The sequence below is a fragment of the Streptomyces cellostaticus genome (assembly GCF_001513965.1).
In the GTDB taxonomy this organism is placed as follows: domain Bacteria; phylum Actinomycetota; class Actinomycetes; order Streptomycetales; family Streptomycetaceae; genus Streptomyces; species Streptomyces cellostaticus.
The window spans coordinates 117,853-143,812 of sequence record NZ_KQ948023.1; the positions used below are offsets into that span (position 1 = coordinate 117,853).

Sequence of the window (25,960 nt, forward strand, 5' to 3'; positions counted from 1 at the left end):
GAGCCCATCCCGTGACGGAAGGCACCACCTCCGCCGCTGCCGAGGGTGCAGACACCCTCACCCGCCTGGAGCAGGAGGGTGAGATCGCGGCGGACTACCTGGAGGGTCTGCTCGACATCGCCGACCTCGACGGCGACATCGACATGGACGTCGAGGCCGACCGCGCCTCCGTGTCGATCATCAGCGACATCGGCGGCCGCGACCTGCAGAAGCTGGTCGGCCGGGACGGCGAGGTGCTGGAGGCACTCCAGGAGCTGACGCGCCTGGCCGTCCACCGGGAGACCGGGGACCGCAGCCGGCTGATGCTGGACATCGCGGGCTACCGGGCCAAGAAGCGTGCCGAGCTGTCCGAGCTGGGCGCCAAGGCCGCCGCCGAGGTCAAGAACACCGGTGAGGCCGTGAAGCTCAATCCGATGACCCCCTTCGAGCGCAAGGTCGTGCACGACGCGGTCAAGGCCGCCGGACTGCGCAGCGAGTCCGAGGGCGAGGAGCCGCAGCGGTTCGTCGTCGTGCTTCCGGCCTGATCGCCCCTACGTTTCACCGGCCCCGTCTGCCTGCAGACGGGGCCGAACTTTGTCAGCCTGGTAGTTCTGGTGGCCGGTGCGCTAAGCACCGGCGCTGTACGGAAGGACGGTCCCCGTGACGGAGGCAGCGGAGCTTCCCCCCGCGCCCGAGCAGGCGCGGGAAGTGTTTGGTGATCGCTTCGACGATGCGGTCCGCTATGCGGAACTGCTCGCCGAGGCGGGCGTGCAGCGTGGCCTGATCGGTCCGCGCGAAGTGCCCCGCCTGTGGGAGCGGCACCTGCTGAACTGCGCGGTGCTCTCGGAGGCGGTCCCCGAGGGAGTGACCGTGTGCGACGTCGGCTCCGGTGCCGGCCTGCCGGGCATTCCGCTGGCCCTGGTCCGGGAGGACCTGACCATCACTCTGCTGGAGCCGCTGCTGCGGCGCACCACTTTCCTGACCGAGGTCGTCGAGCTGCTCGGCCTGGACCACGTCACCGTGGTGCGCGGCCGGGCCGAGGAGGTCATGGGCACGCTGCCGCCCGTCCACGTGGTGACCGCCCGTGCAGTGGCCCCGCTGGACCGCCTGGCCGCCTGGGGCATTCCCCTGCTGCGCCCGTACGGCGAGATGCTCGCGCTCAAGGGAGACACGGCCGAAGAGGAGCTGAAGGCGGCGGCCACCGCGCTCACCAAGCTCGGCGCGGTGTCGACGTCCATCCTGCATGTGGGAGAAGGCGTGGTGGATCCCCTGTCCACGGTTGTACGCGTCGAGGTGGGGGAGAGCCCGGGCGGTGTGCGGTTCGCGGCCAAGCGGGCCAAGGCAGCCCGGACGGGACGGGCTCGCCGTCGCCGCTGATCGAAGAAGAGCATGAAACGCCAGAGGCGCTCTCCCTGTGGGGAGAGCGCCTCTGTGCTGTGACTCCGTGCCTACGCGGTCGTCGCTTACGGGGTCTTCGTGAAGCAGACGTCCGGACGCAGGGAGATGGAGCGGCACACCTTCTTGATCGTCACGGTGCCGCCGTGACCGCTGTACGCGGTGGTGCCGCTTCCCTTCTTGTTCCACAGGGTGAAGATCTCGCTTCCGTGGCCCGCCCGGGTGTACTGCACGTACACCGCGTTGTTGTCGTCAGCGAGGTCCTTGACGGCGGCTACGCCGTGGTCGCTGCTGACACGGTAACCGTGCCCCCAGATCACCTTGATGTCCTGGTCGGCAAAGGCGGGCGTGGCCGTGGCCAGAACGCCGACACCCAGCGCCGCTGCTATGAAACGGCCAATGGTCTTCGAAGTCATGGTGTTGCTTCCTGCGTTGGTCGAATCGGTCGGCCGAGCGGATGCGCTCGGTGCACCGGCGAAGGAAGTGAGATGTGCCGTTAGTCATGCGGCACAAGATCCCCCGCCCCGTATGTTTTTGATCTTAACAAGACGCAATCTTGAACTTTGAGAGGGGTGGTAAAGAGACGCGCGGCGGAGTGTCGCTCACATAAGGGACAAATTGTTGTCATCGTGTTTCACGTGAAACGTCGCTCACTGCTCCACGGCATCATCAGTCGCGGTCGCGCTGCGGCCGAACCGCGCGACCGGAAGCCTCTCGGTTCACTCGGAGAGGTAGCGGAGTTGTCCACAGAGGTGGATTTCTCCACAGAACACCAGGCCTCACTGGTTCACGACCCCGAAGACATGGGAGGCTCTGTTCATTGCGAGCCTGAAGTCGAGGAGAGTGAATCCTTGCGGTCCAACGCCAACATCGCGGGACCGATGACCGATCCGGTCCCCGGTCCCCGTACCGAGTCGACGGGGGCGGATGTTTCACGTGAAACACCGCCTCCGATGGACGACACTCCCATCGGTCGTGCTGCCCAACTGGCGGTGGAGGCTCTGGGTCGCGCAGGCGAGGGGCTGCCGCGACCGGAGCAGACCCGAGTCATCGTGGTCGCCAACCAGAAGGGCGGCGTGGGCAAGACGACCACGACCGTCAACCTTGCCGCTTCGCTGGCTCTGCATGGTGGCCGCGTTCTCGTGATCGACCTGGATCCGCAGGGCAATGCGTCCACGGCGCTGGGGATTGACCATCACGCCGAAGTTCCTTCCATCTACGACGTGTTGGTGGAGAGCAGGCCTCTCGCCGAGGTCGTCCAGCCTGTCCCGGATGTCGAAGGCCTCTTCTGTGCCCCCGCCACCATCGATCTCGCCGGTGCGGAGATCGAGTTGGTGTCTCTCGTGGCCCGGGAGAGCCGGCTCCAGCGGGCCATCCAGGCGTACGAGCAGCCGTTGGACTACATCCTCATCGACTGCCCGCCGTCGCTGGGTCTGTTGACGGTCAACGCGCTCGTCGCGGGCCAGGAGGTGCTCATCCCCATCCAGTGCGAGTACTACGCGCTTGAGGGTCTGGGCCAGCTGCTCCGTAACGTCGACCTGGTGCGGGGACACCTCAACCCCACGCTGCATGTGTCGACCATCCTGCTCACCATGTACGACGGCCGGACGCGTCTCGCTTCCCAGGTCGCGGAAGAGGTGCGCACCCACTTCGGCGACGAGGTGCTGCGGACGAGCATTCCCCGCTCGGTCCGTATCTCCGAGGCGCCGAGCTATGGGCAGACGGTGCTGACTTACGATCCTGGATCGAGCGGTGCCCTCTCCTATCTTGAGGCGGCCCGAGAAATTGCGCTGAAGGGCATCGGCATCAGCTACGACGCGAGTCAGGCCCACATCGGCGCCCAGAACGACCCGAGCATGGTGGAGGGGATCCAGTGAGCGAGCGACGGAGGGGGCTGGGGCGTGGCCTCGGCGCACTGATCCCTGCTGCCCCGACCGAGAAGAACCCGGTCCCGGCCGCGATGGGCAGTGGAGCGTCCACGTCCCCGGCAGCGGTACCCGTGCTGACGACTGACCGCGGGGTGGCCGCGGCGAAGGTGGCCACGCTGCCGCCTGTTTCACATGAAACCGAGGAGCCTGCGACCGCCCCTGTGGCAGAGGTGCCCGCGCCTCCGATGGGCGCCCACTTCGCCGAGCTTCCCCTCGACTCCATCACGCCGAACCCGCGCCAGCCGCGTGAGGTCTTCGACGAGGACGCCCTCCAGGAGCTGATCACCTCCATCAGGGAGGTCGGTCTCCTCCAGCCCGTCGTCGTACGGCAGCTGGGTCCCGCCCGGTACGAGCTGATCATGGGCGAGCGTCGCTGGCGCGCCTGCCGTGAGGCCGGCCTCGAAGCCATCCCGGCGATCGTCCGGGCCACGGACGACGAGAAGCTCCTCCTGGACGCCCTCCTGGAGAACCTGCACCGCGCGCAGCTGAACCCGCTGGAAGAGGCGGCTGCCTACGACCAGCTCCTCAAGGACTTCAACTGCACACACGACCAGCTGGCCGACCGGATCGGGCGCTCTCGTCCCCAGGTCTCCAACACGCTGCGGCTGCTGAGGCTCTCGCCGGCTGTCCAGAAGCGGGTGGCCGCCGGTGTCCTGTCTGCCGGTCACGCCCGGGCGCTGCTGTCCATCGAGGACTCGGAGGAGCAGGACCGGCTGGCCCACCGCATCGTGGCCGAGGGCCTCTCGGTACGGGCTGTCGAAGAGATCGTGACCCTGATGGGGTCGCGGCCCCAGGCGCCCCAGCGCTCCAAGGGCCCGCGGGCCGGTGCCCTGGTCTCTCCGGCACTGACCGATCTGGCGACTCGTCTGTCGGATCGCTTCGAGACCCGGGTGAAAGTCGACCTGGGGCAGAAGAAGGGAAAGATCACCGTCGAGTTCGCCTCCGTGGAGGACCTTGAGCGGATCCTCGGTACTCTCGCTCCGGGCGAGGGGCCGATCCTGCAGAAGGTTCTCCAGGAGGGCGAGTCCGAGCAGGACGACGACTGATCCTCGGGCGATCCCGCCAAGGGGCGTAAGGGAGCGGATCGTGCCCGGTGTGCACCGGATCGCGGTCCGCTCTTTGCTTTGAGGCGGTATCGAGGGAATCGCATCGTGGATACGATGCCAAAGGGTATGGCGCATCCACCTGGCAGATCTCTGAGTGGGGAGACAGGGCCATGCGATCGATGAGCCGCACCGGACTGGTGAGCGCGGGACTGGGCCTCGGAGCGGTCGGCGGATTCGTCGGCAGCCTCCTCAGGGAACGGAGCGCTCTGGCAGCCGCTCGCGTTGCTGCGGGCGAAGGAAGCGAGGAACAGCCTTCATGGGGCGTCGGCTCGTACCGCTCACGCTGGACAACCTTCAGGACCTTCCCAAGCGCTGTCGCTCGTGTGTCTTCTGGGAGCTGGACCCCGTCAGCGGCGAGGCCGCGGTAAGGGCGGGTACCTCCGCGTTGGAGAAGGAGTCGTGGATCTCCGCCGTCCTGCTGGACTGGGGATCATGCGGCCGGGTTGTCTACGTCGATGATGTGCCGGTGGGCTTTGTGGTCTATGCGCCGCCGGCCTATGTCCCCCGCTCGACGGCATTTCCCACAAGTCCGGTCTCACCGGATGCCGTCCAGCTCATGACGTCCTTCATCATGCCCGGCTATCAGGGGCAGGGGCTGGGCCGGGTGATGGTCCAGGCAGTCGCCAAGGATCTGCTGCGCAGGGGCTTCAGGGCGATCGAGGCATTCGGTGACGCCCGGTGGAAGGAGCCCGCCTGTCTGCTGCCTGCCGACCATCTGCTGGCCGTGGGCTTCAAGACGGTCCGGCAGCACCCCACGCATCCCCGCCTGCGGCTGGAACTGCGCTCGACGCTGTCGTGGAAGGAAGACGTGGAGCTGGCCCTCGACCGGCTGCTGGGGGCCGTTCAGAAGGAGCCGGCGCTCAGGCCGCTCTAGAGGTCGGGGTCAGCTGAAAACCTCATGCAAATGGGCCAACCCGGAGAGGGTTGGCCCATTCGTGTTTCACGTGAAACGTCACTCAGCGATGAAGTCGGCAAGGTCGCGCTCGATCGCGGCCTTCGCCTTGGCGCCGACGATGGTCTTGGCCACCTCGCCGTTCTGGTAGACGTTCAGGGTCGGGATGGACATGACGCCGTACTTGGCGGCCGTACCCGGGTTCTCGTCGATGTTGAGCTTGACGATCTCGATCTTGTCACCGTGCTCCTTGGCGATGGCCTCGAGCGACGGAGCGATCTGGCGGCACGGGCCGCACCAGGCAGCCCAGAAGTCCACCAGGACGGGCTTGTCGCTCTTGAGGACGTCTTCCTCGAAGGAGGCATCGGTCACGTTCTTCAGGTCGGCCACGGCGGGGCTCCTAATTGAGTGGGCGGTGGGGCGGTGGGGCGAGGGAAGGGAAGGTCAGACGACGGCGGTCTTCTCGGGCTCGGCCTCGTCCGCGAGGGCGGAGAGGAAGCGCTCGGCGTCGAGGGCGGCGGAGCATCCGGTGCCGGCCGCGGTGATCGCCTGTCGGTAGGTGTGGTCGACCACGTCACCGGCGGCGAAGACACCGGTCAGGTTGGTGCGGGTGGACGGAGCGGCGACCTTCAGGTAGCCCTCCTCGTCCAGGTCCAGCTGGCCCTTGAACAGCTCGGTGCGCGGGTCGTGGCCGATCGCGATGAACAGACCCGTCACGGCGAGGTCCGACAGCTCGCCGGTCTTGACGTTGCGCAGCTTCAGGCCGGAGAGCTTCTGCTCGCCCTGGACCTCGGCGACCTCGCTGTCCCAGACGAACTTGATCTTCGGGTCGCCGAAGGCACGCTCCTGCATCGCCTTGGAGGCGCGCAGGGTGTCACGGCGGTGGACGATCGTCACGGACTTGGCGAACCGGGAGAGGAAGGTGGCCTCCTCCATCGCAGTGTCGCCGCCGCCGATCACGGCGATGTCCTGGTCCTTGAAGAAGAAGCCGTCGCAGGTGGCGCACCAGGAGACACCGCGGCCGGAGAGGGCGTCCTCGTTCGGCAGGCCCAGCTTGCGGTGCTGCGAGCCGGTCGTGACGATGACGGCCTTCGCCCGGTGGACCGTGCCCGCGGTGTCGGTGACGGTCTTGATCTCACCGGCCAGGTCGACGGAGACGATGTCGTCCGGGACCAGCTCGGCGCCGAAGCGCTCGGCCTGAGCCCGCATGTTGTCCATCAGGTCGGGGCCCATGATGCCGTCGCGGAAGCCCGGGAAGTTCTCCACCTCGGTGGTGTTCATCAGGGCACCACCAGCGGTGACAGCACCCTCGAACACCAGGGGCTTCAGGGATGCGCGGGCGGTGTAGAGCGCCGCCGTGTAGCCTGCGGGCCCGGAGCCGATGATGATCACGTTACGGACGTCGCTCACGGCTTGATTCCTCGTCTCTGGTCAGTGTCAGTCGACCGGTGGGAGCCCCTTTCAGGACTCTCACCCCACCCAACGGATCCTACGGGGCGCGCATTCCCGGTGTGTCTGGGCACACGGGGATCGCACACCGTACGGATTGCCGAAGGGATCGAGACGACGCCTCTACCGTCTCAGGGACGAGCGAGGGACTCCTTTATCAGCACCTTGCCCGGGGACGCGGGCTGCCGGCCGACGCAGGCCGCGTCGACGACATAGGCCGTGACCCGCGTGCTGTCGTCGCTGTCGGGAAGCACGACGAGATAGGCACTCTTCCCGGCGTACGTGCCTGTCTTGGCGCCGAGCACATCACCGCTACGGGCGATCGCTTTCCGGACGCAGTCGGGAACGGAGGGCTGGGTTTGGATCAGCGTGTTGGCGCTTGCAGTCGACCCCGGGGTGTTCTGCTCCGAGTCGACACCCGATCGCGGCCGATGAGGCTGCTCCGTGCCCTTCTTGGTGGAGAGCAGATCCTTCACCTGGTTCTGGACGCTGTCCCCGGAGAAGGCGCCGACGGACGGCGTCGGCCTGCCTTGAGCCGTCGTGTCGGGGCCCCCACTGCCGAGCGACTGCAGGACCAGAGACCCGGCTCCCAGTACGGCGGCGGTGAGAACGGCTCCCAGGACGACGGTCCTGCGGCGCCGTCCGCGGTCGCGCCCCTTCCGCCCTGGGCCCGTCGCCCCGTGAGGGCGCCCGACAGGGCGGTCCGCCGAAGGCGATGTTTCACGTGAAACACGACCGCCGGCGACCTGACTGTCTGGCTCTTCGGGCCCGGAAACCAGGACCGACGTGTCCGTGGCCTTGGGTTCGGTGGCGCTCAGCAGCGCCTCGGCGGCGATGGCCGCGTCGATGCGGCCCGCGACGTCCGCCGGCATGCGCGGCGGACCCGGCACGGTGCCCAGCAGCCCCCGGATCTCCTCCAGCGAGGCATGGACGTCCGTGCACAGCTCGCACCCTGCCAGGTGACGCCGTACCTCCGCGGTACGGTCCGGTGGGAGGAGGCCTTCGGTGAGGTCGGAGATCTCCGCGACGTCCGGGTGCCCGGCCGTGTCTGTCGTGGAAGTCACGCTCGCCCACCTCCGCCCTTCACTACGGTTGAATCGCTCGGACCCGTGACTCGGGTATCTCCGTCCCGAGGCCCCGTTGCCGGTGGGACGGGTGGATCGGGCATCCGGTTCCGCTGCGGGCCAGGTTCTTTTTCGTCACTGGTGCTTCCGGGGCGTAGATGGGTGAGCAGCGGCAGGAGCCTGGCTCTGCCTCGGGCGCACCGGCTCTTCACCGTCCCCGTGGGCACGTCGAGGATCCGAGCGGCCTCGGCCACGGGGTACCCCTGCATGTCCACGAGGACCAGCGCCGCGCGCTGCTCATGCGGGAGCGTGCCGAGCGCCTCGAGGAGCTGCCGGTGCAGATCGTTCCGCTCGGCCGGAGCCGAGGCCGACTCGTGTGGCTCCAGCAGTTGCTCCAGTCGCTCGGTGTCGTCGACCGGAGCGGTCTTCCGAGAGGCCGCCTTCCGAGCACGGTCCAGGCACGCATTCACGGTGATCCGGTGCAGCCAGGTCGTGACGGCCGACTGCCCCCGGAAGGTATGCGCAGCCCGATAGGCCGACACCAGCGCATCCTGGACCGCGTCAGCGGCCTCCTCCCGGTCCCCGAGCGTCCGCAGCGCCACCGCCCACAGCCGATCCCGATGCCGGCGCACGATCTCACCGAAGGCATCGGGGTCGCCTTCCACGTGACGGGTGAGCAGGACCTGGTCGCTCACTCCGTCATATCCGGCGCCCTGTGCCATGTGCCCCTCCACGGGGGGAACTTAGCCGGTCACCTTGATGTCTGCCACCCTGCCTCGCCAGTGACCCGGATTGTCATTGTCCGGAGGCAGCTGGGTCAGCCACACCAGCAGGTATCGCGTCTTGAGCGGCTTGCCGGGCTGGAGCGTCACCGTCGTGCCCGAACCCTCAGCGACCTTGCTGAAGGCGTCGAACGACGTCGGCTCCGATCCTGCGTCCGCGCCAGCGGCACGGAGTTCGACCGACGTCTCCCCCAGGAAGCTGATCGTTGCCTTCCCGACCTGCTGGACCTTGCCGAGGTCGAGGATGACACCGACACCTGACTTCAGGTTGCCGAACTTCGGACCGAGGTAGAAGTCCGTCTGCCAGTAGGAGGCGGGGTCGTTGTCGTAGGCCTTCTTTATGTCAGCAGGTTTCTCGGACTTGTCTTCGCTGAACGGGTCGAAGTCACGGGCGCCCTGGATCGCGATGGGCGTGCCCGGCGTCGGCTTCTTCGGGCTCTTGTCCCCGCCGTCCTGCGTCTGCGTGTTGTTGCGGTCGTTCGACTTGTCGCTGTGGTCCATCAGAGCGTCGGCCAGCTGCCAGCTGCCCAGGCCGAGGGCGGCGATGAGGAGGGCTGACACCGTCCACTTCAGTACCTTGCCGGTGCGGCTCTGGAGCGGGGGCGGCGGGGCGGCGATCGGCTGGGTGGCACCGGGACGCGGTGCGGGGCGGCCGTACGTGCCCTGCTGGTACGTCGTGCGCTGGTACTCCGGCGGAGCTGTGAAGGAAGGCTCCGGCGGGCGGATGCGGGGCATCTCGCCGATCGCCTTCACCAGCTCCTCGGGCGTGGTGCACGGAGCCTCATGACGAGACGCCGTGGCCCCGTCGTTGACGAGAGCCCGCATGGTGAGTTCGGACAGGCCACGGTGGACACCGGCCCGGACCTGGTCCGGTGCGATCAGGCCGATGGTCTTGGGCAGGCTGGACAGACCGTAGGCGTCGTTCTCGTACGGCCAGCGCTGGGTCAGCGCCGCGTACAGCAGAGCGCCGATCGACTCGGTGTCGGTGCGCTGCGGGGTGTCGGAGCTGATGCCGCGCAGCGCCGCGTTCACGGCGAGGCCGCGGATGCGCCACTGACCGGTGGAGGCACGCAGCACGGCGTTCGGGTTCAGCCGAAGATGGGCGAGGCCCTCGCGGTGTGCGGCGGCCATGGCGGAGGCGACCTGGCTGACCATCTGGTAGGCGTCGTGCGGCTCCAGCGGGCCGGCCGCGAGGAGCGTGGTCAGCTCGGTGGCATCGGGCAGCCACTCGTGCACGACGTAGACGAGGTCGTTCTCCTCGACGGCGTCGAGGACCTGGACGAAGCGTGGATCGCCGAGCAGCGCGGAGGAACGGGCGGCGGCCAGGACGGCACGGGCCCGCGTATGGTCCGCGGGCAGGATGTGGACGCCGACGGCACGACGGAGTTTCTCGTCGACCGCACGCCAACTGCTGAATCCGTCCAGACGGGTGACGCACTCCTCGAGACGGTAGCGTCTGGCGAGTTTGTGCCCGCTGTGCAGTTCGGGAGGTGAGGCCTTCTTTCCGGGACCCTCCGTCCCGCTGCTCCCCTGGGCCTCGTCGCTGTCCGTGTCCCGCTCCGGGTTCTGGGCCACCCCGTCGGCCGTGGACTGGTCCGCCTTGGCGGTCAGCGGCTGATCGCCGCTGTTGTCTGCCACGTCGACGGCAGCCGTGCTCCGTTCCGCCACCGTCGTCCCTGCCTCCCCATCCGTTGCACGCTGTCCGACGCCGAAACCAATTGTGCCCACAGTCCGCCGCTATGCACGACACGCGGCGGCGGACGATGGTTGTGCGCCTACCCCCGCCTTAGCGACCCAGACGCCCGCGGACCATTCCCACGAGCGAGTTGAGTTCATCGATCCGCATTCGGCGGGCGGCGACGAAGAAGGTGCCGAGCAGCACCGCACTGCCGGCGATCAGCGCGGCGAAGGAGCCGATGACGCCCTGGCCGAGTGTGTGCCCGATGCCGTAGCAGGCCGCGCCGCTGAGCAGGGCCGCCGGTACCGAGGCGATGGCGAGCCGGGCGTAGGTCCGCAGCACCCGCGTGCCGTCCAGGTCACCGCCGAGCCGCTTGCGCAGCCGGTTCCAGGCGACGCCCACGCCGATCGCGTAGGCGAGGCCGTACGCGGCGGCCATGCCGATCACCGCCCAGCGTGCGGGGAGCAGGAAGTAACAGGCCGCCGAGGCACTCGCGTTGACCGCGGCCACGATGACCGTGTTGTAGAAGGGGGTGCGGGTGTCCTCGTAGGCGTAGAAGGCACGCAGGACGACGTACTGCACGGAGTACGGGATCAGGCCGATGCCGAAGGCCATCAGCATGTAGCCCATGTTGGTGGCCTCGCTGGTGCCCGAGGAGCCGAAGATCAGCGTGCACATCGGGATACCGAGCGAGAGGAAGCCGAAGGCGATGGGGACGATGGCGACGGCGGTCGTCCTCAGGCCCTGGGAGATGTCGTCGCGTACGGCGCCACCGTCGCCCTCGGCGGCCGAGCGCGAGATCCGCGGCAGCAGTGCGGCCATCAGGGAAACGGTGATGATCGCCTGCGGCAGACCCCAGATCAGCTGGGCATTGGCGTAGGCGGCGAAGCCGGTGCCGTCGACCGGCGAGTGCTTGCCCGCCGCGGTGGAGAGCTGTGTGACGACGATCGCGCCGGCCTGGTTGGCGAGCACGAACAGGACCGTCCACTTGGCGAGGGTCGCGGCCTTGCCCAGGCCGTGCCCGCGCCAGTCGAAGCGCAGCCGCAGGCGGAATCCGGTCTCGCGCAGGTACGGGATCATCGCGAGCGCCTGGACGACGAGACCGAGCAGGATGCCGATGCCGAGGAGCCGCTGGCCCTCGGGCGGGATGGTCGCCACCGTCATGCCGGAGTGGGCCGCGGTGCCGTACACCCAGATGAACGTGCCGAGCGTCACGATGATGACGATGTTGTTCAGGACCGGGGTCCACATCATCGCGCCGAACTTGCCGCGCGCGTTGAGGACCTGCCCCATCACCACGTGGATGCCCATGAAGAAGATCGAGGGCACGAAATAGTGGACGAAGGTGATGCCGACCTGATCGGCGGCCGGATCGCTCGCCACCGACGGGGAAAGCAGCCGGACCAGGTACGGCGCGGCGACGATCGCCAGCGCGGTGAGCAGACCCAGCGCCACCATGACAAGGGTCAGCAGCCGGTTGGCGTAGGCCTCGCCGCCGTCCTCGTCCTCCTTCATGGCCCGGACCAGCTGCGGCACGAAGACGGAGTTGAGGCCGCCGCCGACCGTCAGGATGTAGATCATCGTCGGCAGCTGGTAGGCGACCTGGAAGGTGTCGCCGAGCAGGCCGACGCCCAGCGCCGAGACGATCAGCGCCGAGCGGATGAAACCGGTGAGGCGGGAGACCATCGTGCCCGCCGCCATGACGGCGCTCGACTTCAGCAGCCCCGAGGCGCGCCCACCCTTCTTCGCGGCGGGAGCCGCGGGCTGGGAGGCCTCGGCGGGTGCGGAGGGACCTCCGGGCGCAGCGAGACCGGCGGGATCGGGGGCCGCGGCCGGGGCCGGCACGGGCGGCTGCGCCGGGTGTGTGGCGACCGGGGGGGCGGCCTGGTACGGGGGCTCGGGGTACTGGTTCGCGTGCTGAGGGCTCTGGGGGTGCTGCGGCGCCGCGTACGAACCGGTGGGACCCGGGGCCGCGGCCGGGCCGGGGACGGTCGGGTCCATGGGCCCATGCCCGCCGCCCTGCTGCTGGTCCCGGAGGAGGTGCGCGAAGGCGTCCGGCTTGTGGTGCTCCTCGCCGGAGTGCGTGACGAGGTCGTCCACGCCGACGAACTGGGTCGTACGGGGGTCGTCGCCGTACGGCAGGTACTGGCTCGCACCGTCCGGCTCCGGCGCCGGGGTCTGCGCCCACACCCGCGGATCGGGTGCGTACGGCGACTGGGCCGGCGGGGCGTACAACGGCTGCTGCTGCTCGTACGTGCCCGGGGGCGGCGGCGGGTGTGCGGCACGGTCGTAGAGCGCCTCGGCCACAGGGTCCTGGGCGGTCAGATCGTGCGCCCGGTAGGGGTCCTGGTCGTAGGCGTCTTGGAGGTACATGTCCGCCGGGTGCTGGGGCGGTACCTGGCCGGGCTCGGGCGGCGGCTCGGGGTAGCCCGAGCCGGCCGCGCCCTGGCCGCGTTCACCGTCGTACGGCGCGTTCATCGTTACCCCACCTCATCGTCCCGGGCCACACCGGCCACGACATCGCTCAACGGTCCACTCTCTCACCCGTCCCGGACGGGTCGGTGTTTTCCGGTGCGGTGTCCGGTGCAGGGTCACTCGGCTGCTCCGGGGCGTCTGCCCCGGAGGAGGCATCGGACTCCTCCGGGAGACGATCCCCGGGGCTGCTGGGGTTCCCTGGATCGTCGGCGGTGTTCTCGCCCGCCGGGTCGGGCCCGTCGTCCTCGGCCTGGCGGGCGGCCGCCCGCTTGCGCTGGGTGTACATCCGGAACCCGGCGAGGACGAGGAGGAGCACGCCGCCGCCGATGACCAGCATGACGGTGGGCGTGACCTCGGTGACCTTCACGTCGAAGCTGACGGGGTCGCCGTACTCCTGGCCGTCCTCGGTGTAGAGCTGGGCGATGACCGTGACCCTGCCGTTGGCGTTGGCCGAGGTGGTGAACTTCACGGACTGGCTGTGGCCGCCGGAAACCTCGACGGGCTGCTCGTAGTACGCCATGCCGCCGATCTTCAGACGGGTCGGCATGGTCGAGGTGAGCCGCAGGACCAGATGGCCCACGGGCTGGACGAGGTTGTTCTGGACGGTCACCGGGATGGTGGCGCTGCGCCCGGAGAGCTTGGTCTCGGACTTGTCGATCAGCTTGACCTGGTCGGTGAGTTCGTCGAGCCACGCCTCGACGCCGCTGCGGAAGCTGTCCGCCTCCGCGCTCCGGCCCTGCCACGAGGTGGACATCTCCCGGTTTATGGCTCGCCCGAACGGGGTGACCACGCGGGACTGGTCGCTGAGGATCACCTTGAAGTTGTCGAGCTTGTCCTGGGTGCGCGCGATCTGCTCGAAGGCCGTCCCGGGCAGCTCCTGCTTGCGCAGCGAGGAGGGGTATGCGGACGTCGACGGGATGCGCGTGGTGGCGTTCGGGTCGGGCTTGGCCTTGGCGGCCGCGGTCAGGTCCTGCGCCTGGGACCAGGTCCCGCCCTGGAGCGTCTTCAGCGCCGCCGCCATCGCCTGGGCCTGGCTGGCCGACAGCATGCGCTGCGGGGCGACGACGATGCTGCGCTGCTGGTCTGTCTGCGCGGTCACCTCGAGGCTCTGGGCCAGGAACTGCTGCACGGCGAGCGTGGCCGAGTCCGCCTTGGTCAGATCCCCTTCGAACGACGTGGACAACCGGGCATCGGCGACCACCGCGGTCGTACCGCCACCGATGGGCCGGGCGGCGGAGGGGGTGTAGGACAGTCCGGCGGTCTCCTGGAGGCTGTCGCTGCGGGCGATCACCCGGTCGGCGCCGGCGGAGGTGGCGACCTTGATGATCGACGGATCGACGGCGCCTTCCACGGGCCAGGCGAAGTCGGTGCTCGGCGTGACGTGGAGCACGGTCTTCACGGTGGTGGCGGCGACGTCGGTGGCGTCCTTGAGGTGGCTGAGCGAGCCGGTGACGCGGGTGCCGTTGTGCGCGAGGGAGGCTAGGTCCGGGTCGGCGTAGGGCAGCGCGACGACCTCCTTGCCCGCCACGGCCTTCTGCAGGCCCGCCAGCCACTGCTTGGCGACCGCCTGATGGGTTCCGGCCGTGGTGGTGTTGTTGTCGCCCTGGAGCCGGTAGTTGCCCGCCATGGCGTCCACCGAGGCCAGCAGGTCCGGGTCGATCACCCAGGTGACATCGAGGTCCTTGCCCAGCTCCAGCATCTGCGCCAGCCGGCCGCCCGGCGCGATCTCCTTGGCGAGGTCGTCGTTGAGGAAGACCGGCGTCTGAAGCTCACCGGCGCCCGTCTTGGCCGTCATATGGGCCGTGGAGACCAGCGGCCACAGGAACGTCGTCTTCGTCTTCGTGTCGGCCTCGGAGGGCTGCCACGGCAGGAACGTCCGCTGGATGCCGAGCACCTGGTCCCAGGACTGAGCGGACGTCTGACCGGACAAGGAGACACCGAATTCGTAGACGCCGTCCTCGCCGAGGTCGAGCTTGTCCACCGGCACGGAGATGCTGAAGTGCTCGGCGACGCCCGGAGCCAGTTTGGAGAAGTTCTCCACGTATTTGCCGCCGACCTCGGAGCCGGTGCCGGCCTGGAGATCGTCGGAGTGCCGGGCGACGCTGTCGATCGCCGAGCGGGTGTTCAGCATGGGACCCACGCGCAGACCCACGTGGGCGCCGGTGACGGACTGCTTGCCGTTGTTCGTCACCGTGCCGGACACCGTGAGCGTGTCCCCGTCCGTGGGGGCGCTGGGACTGAGAGAGTCCAGGGAGACGGACACCGTGTCCGAGCCGGCGGCCTGTGCGGGCCCTGCCGCGGGCAGCTGGAGCAGTCCGGCCAGTAGGGGCGCCCCGGCGAGCACTGCTCCGGTGCGCCGGATCCACCGGCGGGCAGGTGAGGCACTGGTCCCCTGGAAGTCTGCCGCCTCGGCCACGCGCTCGCCCGTCCCTCGTCGTCGTCAGTGGTCGTCGGAATGTGCGTCCACGCATGGTAACGATGCGCGCCGAGGGGAAGTGCCGCGGTCTGCCGCACAAGATCAGGAGGCAGACGGTGGCGCGTCCTCTATATCCAGTATCGGGCGGAGAGCAGATGTACGTCGCAAGGGCAGCGCTTGTGCGGGTATGGCGGGAGGCGTCTGCGCCTGCTTAATGGAGGCGCTCCTGGGCGTCCGGGCCACGTACCCTCTTCTGTTGTGCCGAACCCCAACGAAGACACTCCCTCTGCTCTGAGCCAGGCGCAGCAGATCGCGGTGAGCGAGCTGCTGCGGGTGGCGCCCGTCGCCGACGACCTCGCCCGCCGATTCCAGGAGGCCGGGTTCTCGCTCGCCCTGGTCGGCGGCTCGGTCCGGGACGCGCTGCTCGGCCGGCTCGGGAACGACCTGGACTTCACCACCGACGCGCGGCCCGAGGACGTACTGAAGATCGTGCGGCCATGGGCGGACGCCCTCTGGGAGGTCGGGATCGCCTTCGGCACGGTCGGCGCGCACAAGGGCGGCTACCAGATCGAGATCACCACCTACCGGTCGGAGGCGTACGACCGCACCTCGCGCAAGCCCGAGGTGTCGTACGGCGACTCCATCGAGGAGGATCTGGTCCGGCGTGACTTCACGGTCAACGCGATGGCCGTGGCGCTGCCGGAGAAGGAGTTCATCGATCCGCACGGCGGCCTTGAGGACCTCGCGGCCCGGGTACTGCGCACGCCCGGCACACCTGAGGAGTCGTTCTCGGATGATCCGCTGCGGATGATGCGGGCCGCCCGGTTCGCCGCCCAGCTGGACTTCACGGTCGCCCCCGAGGTCGTCACCGCGATGTCGGAGATGGGTGGGCGGATCGAGATCGTCTCGGCCGAGCGGGTCCGGGACGAGCTGAACAAGCTGATCCTCTCCGCTCACCCGCGCAAGGGTCTGGCCCTGCTGGTCGACACCGGTCTCGCCGACCATGTGCTGCCCGAGCTGCCGGCCCTGCGCCTGGAGCGTGACGAGCACCACCGGCACAAGGACGTCTACGAGCACACGCTGATCGTGTTGGAGCAGGCGATCGCCCTGGAGCAGGACGGTCCCGACCTCACCCTGCGTCTGGCGGCGCTGCTGCATGACATCGGCAAGCCGCGCACGCGCCGCTTCGAGAAGGACGGCCGGGTCTCGTTCCACCACCACGAGGTGGTCGGCGCGAAGATGACCAAGAAGCGCATGACCGCCTTGAAGTACTCCAACGACCTGGTGAAGGACGTCTCACGGCTGGTCGAACTCCACCTGCGCTTCCACGGATACGGCACCGGGGAGTGGACGGACTCGGCCGTGCGCCGCTACGTCCGTGACGGGGGCCCGCTTCTGGACCGCCTGCACAAGCTGACGCGTTCCGACTGCACCACGCGGAACAAGCGCAGGGCGGCCGCGCTGTCACGGGCCTACGACGGCCTGGAGGAGCGCATCGCTCAGCTTCAGGAGAAGGAGGAGCTGGACGCGATCCGCCCCGACCTCGACGGCAACCAGATCATGGAGATCCTGGGCGTCGGACCCGGACCCGTCATCGGCAAGGCGTACAAGTACATGCTGGAGCTGCGCCTGGAGAACGGCCCGATGGAGTACGACGCGGCGGTGGCGGCCCTCAAGGAGTGGTGGGCCGAGCAGAGCTGAGGCCGTGGGCCGGGTCATGTTTCACGTGAAACACGAGCCGGCCCGGCGGTACCGAGGGGCGATGTTTCACGTGAAACATCGCCCCTCTTCCCGTCTCGGCCTCCGCAGGAAGCGCGCCAGAGCCACGGTGACCCCGGCGTAGATCAGAGCGACGAGCATCACCAGCACCGCCGAGCGGCCGTCCGGTGGCAGCATCAGGGCGGCTACACCGGCGGCGCCGACGAAGGCGACGTTGAAGAGCACGTCGTAGAGGGAGAAGATCCGGCCGCGGAAGCCGTCCTCGACGGACGCCTGGACGATCGTGTCCGTGGCGATCTTGGCGCCCTGGGTGATCAGACCCAGAACGAAAGCGGCCACCAGTAGTGGGCCGGTGGCGAAGGGGAGGCCGAGTGCGGGTTCCAGAAGGGCGGCTGAGCCTGAGCACACCACGATCCAGTGGCCGGGGCCGAGCCGGCCGACCGACCACGGAGTCACCACGGCCGCCGCGAAGAAGCCCGCGCCGGACGCCGCCAGCGCCAGTCCCAGCAGCCGGAGCCCGTCGGCGGGGCTCGTGGAGAGGGCGTATCGGCACAGCATGAGCAGCAGGACGAGGAGCGCGCCGTAGCAGAAGCGCATCAGTGTCATCACCGCAAGCGCCCAGGCCGCTTCCCGGCGCCGGGGTGCGGCCAGATGCCGGACGGCGGCGAGCAGATCGCGTGCGGTGTCGGTGAGCACGGTCCGCAGGTGGGGCCGCGCCGGCTCCCGGTCGGGGCCGAGCAGGGCGGGCGCCATGCTCAGGGAGGCGAGCGCTGCAGACAAGTAGAGGAAGGCGCCCAGGAGCACCACCGCGGCATCGGAGCCCGACGCCACGAGCCGCACGACGAAAGCAAGGCCACCCCCGGCAGTCGCGGCGAGTGTGCCGGCCGTAGGGGACAGCGAATTGGCCAGCACCAGACGCTCGGCATCGACCACGCGCGGCAGGGCGGCGGACAGCCCCGCGAGGATGAACCGGTTGACGGCCGTGACGCACAGCGCGGAGACGTAGAACAGCCAGTCCGGCACGTGGCTGACCATCAGTGCGGCCGTGCCCGTCGCCAGTAGCGCCCGCAGCAGATTGCCGTACACGAAGACCTGACGGCGCCGCCAGCGGTCCAGCAGGACGCCCGCGAAGGGGCCGACCAGTGAGTAAGGGAGCAGCAGGACCGCCATCGCCGAAGCGATCGCCGTGGCCGAGGTCTGTTTCTCTGGGGAGAAGACGACGTACGCGGCGAGCGCGACCTGGTAGACGCCGTCGGCGCCCTGAGAGAGGAGACGGACGGACAGCAGACGTCGGAAGTCCCGCAGGCGCAGCAGGACGCGCAGGTCACGGACGACGGGCATGGGGCACAGCCTCACACATGCAGAGGGTCCCCGGGCCGTAACCCGGGGACCCTCACAGCCCTGGCAGGAGCGTTCTCTTCGGCGTGTTCAGCGCACCCCGTTGTGTCGAGCTAGCGCTCGACCTCACCGCGGATGAACTTCTCGACGTTCTCGCGGGCCTCGTCGTCGAAGTACTGGACCGGCGGGGACTTCATGAAGTAGCTCGACGCCGACAGGATCGGGCCGCCGATGCCGCGGTCCTTGGCGATCTTCGCGGCGCGCAGGGCGTCGATGATGATGCCGGCCGAGTTCGGGGAGTCCCAGACCTCGAGCTTGTACTCCAGGTTCAGCGGGACGTCGCCGAAGGCGCGGCCCTCGAGGCGGACGTACGCCCACTTGCGGTCGTCCAGCCAGGCGACGTAGTCGGACGGGCCGATGTGGACGTTCTTCTCGCCGAGGTCCCGGTCGGGGATCTGGGAGGTGACGGCCTGCGTCTTGGAGATCTTCTTGGACTCCAGGCGGTCACGCTCGAGCATGTTCTTGAAGTCCATGTTGCCGCCGACGTTCAGCTGCATCGTGCGCTCCAGGCGCACACCACGGTCCTCGAACAGCTTCGCCATGACGCGGTGCGTGATGGTGGCGCCGACCTGGGACTTGATGTCGTCACCGACGATCGGGACGCCCGCCTCGGTGAACTTGTCCGCCCACTCCTTGGTGCCGGCGATGAAGACCGGAAGGGCGTTGACGAAGGCGACCTTGGCGTCGATGGCGCACTGGGCGTAGAACTTCGCCGCGTCCTCGGAACCGACGGGCAGGTAGCAGACGAGCACGTCGACCTGCTTGTCCTTGAGGACCTGGACGACGTCGACCGGCTCCTCGGCGGACTCCTCGATGGTGAGGCGGTAGTACTTGCCGAGGCCGTCGAGGGTGTGGCCGCGCTGGACCGTGACGCCGGTGTTCGGAACGTCGGTGATCTTGATGGTGTTGTTCTCGGAGGCGCCGATCGCGTCCGCGAGGTCGAGGCCGACCTTCTTGGCGTCCACGTCGAAGGCGGCGACGAACTCGACGTCACCGACGTGGTAGTCGCCGAACTGCACGTGCATCAGGCCGGGGACCTTCGACGCCGGGTCGGCGTCCTTGTAGTACTCGACTCCCTGCACCAGCGACGCGGCGCAGTTGCCCACGCCGACGATGGCTACGCGAACCGAACCCATTCCGGTTGCTCCCTGTGTGTACGAGTGAGGCCCTGAGTGAGTCTCACGTGGCGGTGTCGCCGGGCGTATCCGTCCGGGGGGTGTCCCCGGGACGGGGCAGGCCGCCCGTCGCTCCAGATGTGGTGTCCTGCTGAGCGGACCCCCCGGATGCGGTACCCCTCAGGTCCCGACCGGCCCGCTCGCTCTCGATGAGCTCGTTCAGCCAGCGCACTTCGCGCTCCACGGACTCCATCCCGTGGCGCTGGAGCTCAAGCGTGTAGTCGTCGAGGCGCTCCCGGGTGCGCACCAGGGAGGCGCGCATCTTCTCCAGGCGCTCCTCCAGACGGCTGCGCCGGCCCTCCAGCACGCGCATGCGCACATCGCGCGACGTCTGCCCGAAGAAGGCGAACCGTGCGGCGAAGTGCTCGTCCTCGTACGCGTCGGGACCGGTCTGGGAAAGAAGCTCCTCAAAATGCTCCTTACCTTCCGCCGTCAACCGGTAGACGATTTTCGCGCGGCGTCCGGCGAGGGGAGCGGCGAGGGCGTCCTCATGGGTGTTGCCCGGTTCCTCGATCAACCAGCCGTTGGTGACCAGCGTCTTGAGGCAGGGGTACAGGGTTCCGTAGCTGAACGCCCGGAACACACCCAGTGACGTGTTGAGTCGTTTGCGCAGCTCATAGCCGTGCATCGGGGACTCGCGCAGCAGCCCGAGTACGGCGAACTCAAGAATGCCGGAACGTCGACTCATGGTCGCCTCCTCTCGGTCTGCAGCGTCTTTATCTCGCTCTGATGTATCGACTCGATACATCACGACGATAGAACGGCCTTCCGTATGCGACAAGGGGGAGGACGGTGAACGGGATCACATCACTGATTCGTGGGAGGCGAGTTGCCTGTTTTGGGGTGAACTTTGAGACTCGGCGGGTTTTGGTGGTGCGTAGTCTGTGCGGCATGCACACCACCGGGAACCAAGTGACGCCTGGGGGGCGTCCTCGTCCCCGGTGCAGTACGGGTGAATGCGGAACCGACCACATCCGTACTTCGGGGGGACCGGAAACCAGCCGCCGTTCCAGGCGCGCACGGGTGCGCCTGCCCGAGGAGTAATCGTTCGATGAGCGAGCACCGTCGCAAACCGCCGCAGCCGCAGGAAGGCGGACGTGCCGCGGCCCGACGCGGCCAGTCCGGCTCGTCCTCCGGCCGCCGTGCGGCACCGCGAGGCGCCACCGGGTCTTCTGCCGACTCCTATGGTTCCAGTTCCCATGGGTCGGACTCGTACGGCTCGGGGGGTGAAGAGCGTCCCTACGGCGGCCGTGCCGAGGCCCGCCGGGCGGCGCAGAGAGGCAGCAGCCGACGCCGGGCTGCCGACAACACAGGTCCGGGCGGCCGGCGCGGCGGCCCGGGCGGACCGACCGGGCCCGGGCGCGGCCGAGGCCGCGCGGCGGCCGAGCCCGGCAAGAAGCGGTTCATCGACTACCCCCGGGTGGGCAGGTACGGCTGGCGCCGCTGGGTGCCTTCCTGGAAGCTCGTGACCGGGCTGTTCGTCGGCTTCGTCGGCACTCTGGTCGCGATGGTCGGTATCGGCTTCGCGATGGTCCAGATCCCCAGCGAGAACATTGCTGCCAAGTCGCAGAACAACGTCTACTACTGGGCCGACAAGAGTCAGATGGTGGCCACCGGCACCGGCGTGAACCGCCAGAACGTCACCATCGACAAGATCCCCGAGGCCATGCAGTGGGCGGTGATCTCGGCAGAGAACAAGAGCTTCTACAAGGACTCGGGCGTCGACCCCATGGGTATCGCACGAGCCCTGGCCAACATGGCGCGAGGCGGTCAGACGCAGGGTGGTTCGACCATCACCCAGCAGTTCGTCAAGAACACGTACCTCAGCCAGGACCAGACCGTCACCCGTAAGTTCAAGGAGATGTTCATCTCCATCAAGGTGGGGACGAAGCTCAAGAAGCCCCAGATCCTCCAGGGCTACCTCAACACCTCGTACTACGGCCGCGGCGCCTACGGCATCCAGGCTGCCGCGCAGACCTACTACGGCAAGGACGCGGTCAACCTCAAGCCGAGTGAGTGCGCCTTCCTCGCGGCGCTGCTGAAGGGCCCGACGTACTACGACCCGGCCGGCAACCCGGACCTCGACAAGGCGGCGAGCCAGGCGGCCAACACCCAGCGGTCCAAAGAGCGCTGGCGCTGGATCCTCGGCGAGATGCACAAGGACAAGCACCTCACTGACGAGCAGTACCAGGAAGCCCTCGCGAAGTACCCCTATCCCCAGGGCCGCAAGGCGACCAAGGGCATGACCGGCCAGATCAGCTACCTGGCCGACACGGCGAAGAAGTACGTCCTGAATCACTCCAACATCACGGAGGCGGATTTCGACAGGGGCGGCTACCAGATCTACACGACCTTCAAGAAGGACAAGGTCAACGCCCTGAGCGCGGCCGTGAAGAAGGTCCAGAAGGAGCGGCTCGACCCGAAGCACCGCAGCCTGGACAAGTACGTCCAGTTCGGTGCGGCGTCCGTAGTGCCCAGAGACGGTGCGATCGTCGCTCTCTACGGCGGTGACGGGTACGAGAACGGCCACTTCACCAACAACGCCGACACCTCCGGCGTCCCCGTCGGTTCGACGTGGAAGCCGTTCGTACTGGCCGCGGCCATGGAGTATGGCACGTCCAAACAGCCCGGCACGCCGGTCTCACCGCTGAGCAAGTACAACGGCAACGACCATCTCAAGGTCGTGAAGCCGGACGGGTCGTACTACCTCAACAAGGACAACTCGTACTTCTTCCAGAACAACGAGAGCCCTCACAAGTGGGGGTACATCACCCTGCGCAAGGCGATGGAGCAGTCCATCAACACGCCGTTCGTTCAGCTCGGCGTGGATGTCGGGATGACGCACGTGCGGGACGTCGCCAAATCGGCCGGCATTCTCAACCAGAGCATGTCGCAGGACCTCAACCCGTCGTTCGCCATCGGTACGTCCACTCCCAGCGCGATCCGCATGGCCGATGCCTACGCGACGTTCGCCGCGTCCGGTAACCAGGCGGATCCGTACTCGGTGACCGCCCTCAAGAAGGATGGCCAGGACCAGCCCGGCTTCGACAAGCCCAAGGTCAAGCAGGCCATGGACGCGGACGTCGCCAACAACGTCACGGATGTCCTCCAGAACGTCATCCAGAACGGTACGGGTACGAATGCCAAGGCCCTGGGCCGTACAGCGGCGGGTAAGACCGGTACCACCGACAAGAACAAGTCGGCCTGGTTCGTCGGCTACACCCAGCAGTTGTCGACCTCGGTGGCGATGTTCCGCGAGAACCCCAAGGACCACGAGCTGCTCTCCATGAACGGCACGGCGGGCAAGGACTCCATCCACGGTGGTGACATCCCGACGCTCGTGTGGACCGAGTACATGAAGGCTGCGCTGAAGAACGCGAACGACCCCGGCTTCCCGGAGGCCACCAAGATCGGCGAGGTCCAGGACGAGGCGGGTGCGCCTTCCCCGACCCCCTCGGTCACCATCACGCCGAGCGAGACGCCGAGCGACTCGCCGAGCCCGACGCCCAGCGAGACGGCCACGTCCCCGTCTCCGTCCCCGAGTGATTCCTGCCAGTTCGGCTGGGGCAACAACTGCAACGCCACCGGAGGCACAGGGAACGGTGGCACGGACGGAGGAACGACGCCCACGCCGACAGCCACCGATACGACCGGCACCGGCAACAGTAGAGGCAATGGCAACGGAGGCATCTTTGCAGGTCAGAACGGCTAGCAAGGCGACCTGACCGGTTGGTGGTCATATCGACCGCCAAGGCTGTTTCACGTGAAACATGGGCCGCCGCACCCGCGAGGTGCGGCGGCCCTCGGCGTATTCCTAGACAGGTACGGCAGGATGTGGCCCATGCCCAGTGCAGAGATGACGCCCGTGAGCATGCACGAGCCCGAGCCCGTGCGGCCCGCCCAGGCGGAACCGGTGCGGCCGACCAGGGAGGACGAGGTCGCCGCGGTCGGGAGTGAGCTGATCGGTGGCCCCATCGGGCGCCGCGCCCTGCTCGGGACGTCCTGGTGGACTCCCGTACGGGTGGTCGCGCTCATCGCGATCGGCATGTTCGCCCTCGGCCTCGTCCAGAAGGCGCCCTGCTACCACAGCGCCTGGTTCTTCGGCGCGAGCTCGCAGTACACGCACGCCTGCTACTCGGACATCCCGCACCTGTACCAGGGGCGCGGCTTCGCCGACGGGCTGGTGCCGTACTTCGACAAGCTCCCAGGCGACATGGACTACCTCGAATACCCGGTGCTGACCGGTGTGTTCATGGAGGTGGCCGCCTGGCTCACGCCCGGAAGCGGCAGCATCCAGCACCAGGAGCAGTGGTACTGGTTCGTCAACGCCGGAATGCTGATGGTGTGCGCGGCCGTCATCGCCGTGTGTGTGTCGCGCACGCACCGTCGCCGACCCTGGGACGGCCTGCTGGTCGCTCTGGCGCCCGCCTTCGCGCTTACCGCCACCATCAACTGGGATCTGCTCGCGGTGGCCCTGACGGCCGCCGCGATACTGATGTGGTCGCGGGGTCGGGCCGTCGCCTTCGGGGTCCTGCTGGGGCTAGCCACAGCCGCCAAGCTCTATCCGATCTTCCTGCTCGGCCCGCTGCTCGTGCTGTGCTGGCGGGCCGGTAAGTGGCGGGAGTTCTTCCAGGCCGTGGGCGGCGCCGTGGTCGCCTGGCTCGTGGTGAACCTGCCGGTGATGCTCTTCGCCTTCCAGGGCTGGTCGAAGTTCTACAGGTTCAGCCAGGAGCGGGGTGTCGACTTCGGCTCCTTCTGGCTGATCTGGGCACAGAACTCCAGCAACCCGCCCACCACCGACTTCGTGAACACCACTGCCACCGTGCTGGTGGTGCTGTGCTTCCTCGGTATCGCGGCGCTGACGCTCACCGCCCCGCGCCGGCCGCGCTTCGCCCAGCTCGCCTTTCTGATGGTGGCGGCCTTCATCCTCACCAACAAGGTCTACTCCCCGCAGTACGTCCTGTGGCTGGTGCCGCTCGCGGTCCTTGCCCGGCCCAAGTGGCGGGACTTCCTGATCTGGCAGGCGTGCGAGGTGGCGTACTTCCTGGGCATCTGGATGTACCTCGCCTACACGACCAGCGGAGACGCGCACAAGGGCCTGCCGACGCTGGGGTATCACTGGACGATCGCGATGCACCTGCTGGGCACGCTGTACCTGTGCGTCGTGGTCGTACGGGACATCCTCATGCCCGAGCGGGACGTGGTGCGTCGGTCCGGCGACGATGACCCCTCGGGCGGGGTACTCGACGGCGCGGAGGACGTCTTCGTGGTCGGCGCGGCCTCCCATCCCCCGCGGCACGCCGCCCACTTCGACGTGCCTCAGGTGGACTGGGGAAGGCCGGAACTGCCGCCGCACGGAGACCGTTCGCTCTGAGCGAACAGCCCCTCGGTGGCCCCTCGGCGGGCATGAAGAAGGCCGTACACGAGCGATGCGTGTACGGCCTTTGCGCTTCAGCAGCCCGGACAGGTCCTAGCGGTCCACGATCCGGTCGAACTGCGTGGTGGTGTGCCGCAGATGGGCGATCAGCTCGTCGCCGACCGTCGGCTCCGGGGCGTCCGAAGGGACGAACAGGATCGACACCTGCATGTGCGGCGGCTCGGCGAACCAGCGCTGCTTGCCGCCCCAGACGAACGGAGAAAGGTTCCGGTTGACCGTGGCGAGGCCGGCCCGTGCGACGCCCTTGGCGCGCGGCATGACGCCGTGCAGGGCCTTCGGGGCCTCCAGGCCCACCCCGTGCGACGTACCACCCGCCACGACCACCAGGAAGCCGTCCGAGGCCGCCTTCTGCTGGCGGTAGCCGAAGCGGTCGCCCTTGGCCACACGCGTGACGTCCAGGACGGCGCCGCGGTACTCGGTGGCCTCGTGGTCCCCCAGCCACAGCCGCGTGCCGATGCGGGCGCGGAAGCGGGTCTGCGGGAACTGCTGCTGGAGCCGGACCAGTTCCTCGGCCTTGAGATGGCTGACGAACAGGGTGTGCAGCGGCAGCCGGGCTGCGCGCAGCCGGTCCATCCAGCCGATGACCTCCTCGACGGCGTCCGAGCCGTCGGTGCGGTCCAGCGGCAGGTGGATGGCGAAGCCCTCCAGCCGGACGTTCTCGATGGCGGCGTGCAACTGCGGCAGGTCCTGCTCGCTGATGCCGTGCCGCTTCATCGAGGACATCACCTCGATGACGACACGGGCGCCCACGAGGCCGTACACGCCGTCGATCGACGACACCGAGCGGATCACGCGGTCCGGCAGCGGGACGGGTTCCTCACCGCGCCGGTACGGCGTCAGCACCAGCAGGTCACCGCTGAAGAAGTCCTTGATGCGCGCGGCCTCGTACGTGGTGCCGACGGCGAGGACGTCCGCGCCCAGGCGCGTGGCTTCCTCTGCCAGCCGTTCGTGTCCGAAGCCGTAGCCGTTGCCCTTGCAGACCGGGACGAGACCCGGGAACTGCTCGTGCACGTGCTTGTGGTGCGCCCGCCAGCGCGCGGTGTCGACGTAGAGCGTGAGCGCCATGG

20 protein-coding genes are annotated in these 25,960 nt (G+C 68.3%); 8 read left to right on the forward strand and 12 right to left on the reverse strand.

Annotation, left to right across the window (positions count from 1 at the left end; translation table 11 throughout):
- Positions 1-11: 11 nt before the first annotated feature.
- Entirely contained in the window at positions 12-524 is a 513-nt protein-coding gene (locus tag AQI88_RS18955) for a Jag family protein (protein ID WP_067000405.1), read from the forward strand.
- 115 nt (positions 525-639) lie between these two features.
- The gene (rsmG, locus tag AQI88_RS18960; protein ID WP_067000408.1) at positions 640-1,356 is read left to right on the forward strand and encodes a 16S rRNA (guanine(527)-N(7))-methyltransferase RsmG; all 717 of its coding nucleotides are present in this window, start codon (positions 640-642) and stop codon (positions 1,354-1,356) included.
- Positions 1,357-1,442: 86 nt separating this feature from the next.
- On the opposite strand, the gene AQI88_RS18965 is transcribed toward rsmG, so the two are convergent.
- Entirely contained in the window at positions 1,443-1,790 is a 348-nt protein-coding gene (locus tag AQI88_RS18965; protein ID WP_067000410.1) for a hypothetical protein, read from the reverse strand.
- Between the two features lie 387 nt (positions 1,791-2,177).
- Between AQI88_RS18965 and AQI88_RS18970 the strand changes: the two genes are divergently transcribed.
- From AQI88_RS18970 to AQI88_RS18980, 3 genes are all read left to right on the forward strand, one after another.
- A complete protein-coding gene (locus tag AQI88_RS18970; RefSeq protein ID WP_079057672.1) occupies positions 2,178-3,251 on the forward strand; it encodes a ParA family protein in 1,074 nt (357 codons plus the stop codon).
- On the forward strand, positions 3,248-4,348 hold the full coding sequence (locus AQI88_RS18975) for a ParB/RepB/Spo0J family partition protein (protein ID WP_067000416.1): 1,101 nt from the start codon (positions 3,248-3,250) through the stop codon (positions 4,346-4,348). The genes AQI88_RS18970 and AQI88_RS18975 overlap by 4 nt, the downstream gene beginning before the upstream one ends.
- A gap of 316 nt (positions 4,349-4,664) precedes the next feature.
- Positions 4,665-5,282: a GNAT family N-acetyltransferase gene (locus AQI88_RS18980; RefSeq protein WP_067000418.1), complete on the forward strand. Its 618-nt coding sequence runs from the start codon at positions 4,665-4,667 to the stop codon at positions 5,280-5,282.
- 78 nt (positions 5,283-5,360) lie between these two features.
- Here AQI88_RS18980 and trxA read toward each other — a convergent pair whose 3' ends face one another.
- From trxA to AQI88_RS19015, 7 genes are all read right to left on the reverse strand, one after another.
- On the reverse strand, positions 5,361-5,690 hold the full coding sequence (gene trxA, locus AQI88_RS18985; RefSeq protein ID WP_067000421.1) for a thioredoxin: 330 nt from the start codon (positions 5,688-5,690) through the stop codon (positions 5,361-5,363).
- 54 nt (positions 5,691-5,744) lie between these two features.
- Complete coding sequence (trxB, locus tag AQI88_RS18990) at positions 5,745-6,710, reverse strand: thioredoxin-disulfide reductase (RefSeq protein ID WP_067000423.1); 966 nt, start codon at positions 6,708-6,710, stop codon at positions 5,745-5,747.
- 170 nt (positions 6,711-6,880) lie between these two features.
- A complete protein-coding gene (locus AQI88_RS18995; RefSeq protein WP_067000426.1) occupies positions 6,881-7,813 on the reverse strand; it encodes an anti-sigma factor family protein in 933 nt (310 codons plus the stop codon).
- Positions 7,810-8,535, reverse strand: coding sequence for an RNA polymerase sigma factor SigM (sigM, locus tag AQI88_RS19000; protein WP_067000891.1), 726 nt, complete (start codon positions 8,533-8,535; stop codon positions 7,810-7,812). The genes AQI88_RS18995 and sigM overlap by 4 nt, the downstream gene beginning before the upstream one ends.
- Before the next feature lie 21 nt (positions 8,536-8,556).
- Positions 8,557-10,263, reverse strand: a complete 1,707-nt coding sequence (locus AQI88_RS19005; RefSeq protein WP_067000429.1) for a protein kinase family protein — start codon at positions 10,261-10,263, stop codon at positions 8,557-8,559.
- A gap of 118 nt (positions 10,264-10,381) precedes the next feature.
- A complete protein-coding gene (gene murJ, locus AQI88_RS19010; RefSeq protein WP_067000432.1) occupies positions 10,382-12,751 on the reverse strand; it encodes a murein biosynthesis integral membrane protein MurJ in 2,370 nt (789 codons plus the stop codon).
- Between the two features lie 46 nt (positions 12,752-12,797).
- Positions 12,798-15,164, reverse strand: a complete 2,367-nt coding sequence (locus tag AQI88_RS19015) for a DUF6049 family protein (RefSeq protein WP_067000435.1) — start codon at positions 15,162-15,164, stop codon at positions 12,798-12,800.
- Between the two features lie 258 nt (positions 15,165-15,422).
- Here AQI88_RS19015 and AQI88_RS19020 point away from each other — a divergent pair, with 258 nt between their 5' ends.
- A complete protein-coding gene (locus tag AQI88_RS19020; protein ID WP_067000438.1) occupies positions 15,423-16,865 on the forward strand; it encodes a CCA tRNA nucleotidyltransferase in 1,443 nt (480 codons plus the stop codon).
- Positions 16,866-16,931: 66 nt separating this feature from the next.
- Here the strand turns inward: AQI88_RS19020 and AQI88_RS19025 are convergent, their stop codons facing one another.
- The 3 genes from AQI88_RS19025 to AQI88_RS19035 all read right to left on the reverse strand — a co-directional run bounded on the left by AQI88_RS19025 (position 16,932) and on the right by AQI88_RS19035 (position 20,144).
- On the reverse strand, positions 16,932-18,224 hold the full coding sequence (locus tag AQI88_RS19025; protein ID WP_067000440.1) for an MFS transporter: 1,293 nt from the start codon (positions 18,222-18,224) through the stop codon (positions 16,932-16,934).
- Between the two features lie 110 nt (positions 18,225-18,334).
- Complete coding sequence (locus AQI88_RS19030; RefSeq protein WP_067000443.1) at positions 18,335-19,417, reverse strand: inositol-3-phosphate synthase; 1,083 nt, start codon at positions 19,415-19,417, stop codon at positions 18,335-18,337.
- 43 nt (positions 19,418-19,460) lie between these two features.
- The gene (locus tag AQI88_RS19035; protein WP_067000446.1) at positions 19,461-20,144 is read right to left on the reverse strand and encodes a PadR family transcriptional regulator; all 684 of its coding nucleotides are present in this window, start codon (positions 20,142-20,144) and stop codon (positions 19,461-19,463) included.
- Between the two features lie 363 nt (positions 20,145-20,507).
- Here AQI88_RS19035 and AQI88_RS19040 point away from each other — a divergent pair, with 363 nt between their 5' ends.
- Together AQI88_RS19040 and AQI88_RS19045 are read left to right on the forward strand one after the other, a co-directional pair.
- A complete protein-coding gene (locus AQI88_RS19040) occupies positions 20,508-23,168 on the forward strand; it encodes a transglycosylase domain-containing protein (RefSeq protein ID WP_244184217.1) in 2,661 nt (886 codons plus the stop codon).
- Positions 23,169-23,297: 129 nt separating this feature from the next.
- Positions 23,298-24,830 carry a glycosyltransferase family 87 protein gene (locus AQI88_RS19045; protein WP_208615829.1) on the forward strand — a complete coding sequence of 511 codons (1,533 nt, stop codon included), beginning with the start codon at positions 23,298-23,300 and terminating at the stop codon, positions 24,828-24,830.
- A 96-nt stretch (positions 24,831-24,926) separates the two neighbouring features.
- Here the strand turns inward: AQI88_RS19045 and AQI88_RS19050 are convergent, their stop codons facing one another.
- Positions 24,927-25,958, reverse strand: coding sequence for an alanine racemase (locus AQI88_RS19050; RefSeq protein WP_067000449.1), 1,032 nt, complete (start codon positions 25,956-25,958; stop codon positions 24,927-24,929).
- Positions 25,959-25,960: the final 2 nt, after the last annotated feature.

Excerpts from the sequence above, each read along its gene's own strand:
- AQI88_RS19050 (WP_067000449.1), bottom strand. The coding sequence starts at position 25,958 with ATGGCGCTCACGCTCTACGTCGACACCGCGCGCTGGCGGGCGCACCAC.
- AQI88_RS19030 (WP_067000443.1), bottom strand. The coding sequence starts at position 19,417 with ATGGGTTCGGTTCGCGTAGCCATCGTCGGCGTGGGCAACTGCGCCGCG.
- sigM (WP_067000891.1), bottom strand. The coding sequence starts at position 8,535 with ATGGCACAGGGCGCCGGATATGACGGAGTGAGCGACCAGGTCCTGCTC.
- AQI88_RS18980 (WP_067000418.1), top strand. The coding sequence starts at position 4,665 with ATGGGGCGTCGGCTCGTACCGCTCACGCTGGACAACCTTCAGGACCTT.
- AQI88_RS18965 (WP_067000410.1), bottom strand. The coding sequence starts at position 1,790 with ATGACTTCGAAGACCATTGGCCGTTTCATAGCAGCGGCGCTGGGTGTC.
- AQI88_RS19035 (WP_067000446.1), bottom strand. The coding sequence starts at position 20,144 with ATGAGTCGACGTTCCGGCATTCTTGAGTTCGCCGTACTCGGGCTGCTG.
- murJ (WP_067000432.1), bottom strand. The coding sequence starts at position 12,751 with ATGAACGCGCCGTACGACGGTGAACGCGGCCAGGGCGCGGCCGGCTCG.
- AQI88_RS18970 (WP_079057672.1), top strand. The coding sequence starts at position 2,178 with ATGGGAGGCTCTGTTCATTGCGAGCCTGAAGTCGAGGAGAGTGAATCC.
- AQI88_RS19045 (WP_208615829.1), top strand. The coding sequence starts at position 23,298 with ATGCCCAGTGCAGAGATGACGCCCGTGAGCATGCACGAGCCCGAGCCC.
- AQI88_RS19040 (WP_244184217.1), top strand. The coding sequence starts at position 20,508 with ATGAGCGAGCACCGTCGCAAACCGCCGCAGCCGCAGGAAGGCGGACGT.
- AQI88_RS19025 (WP_067000440.1), bottom strand. The coding sequence starts at position 18,224 with ATGCCCGTCGTCCGTGACCTGCGCGTCCTGCTGCGCCTGCGGGACTTC.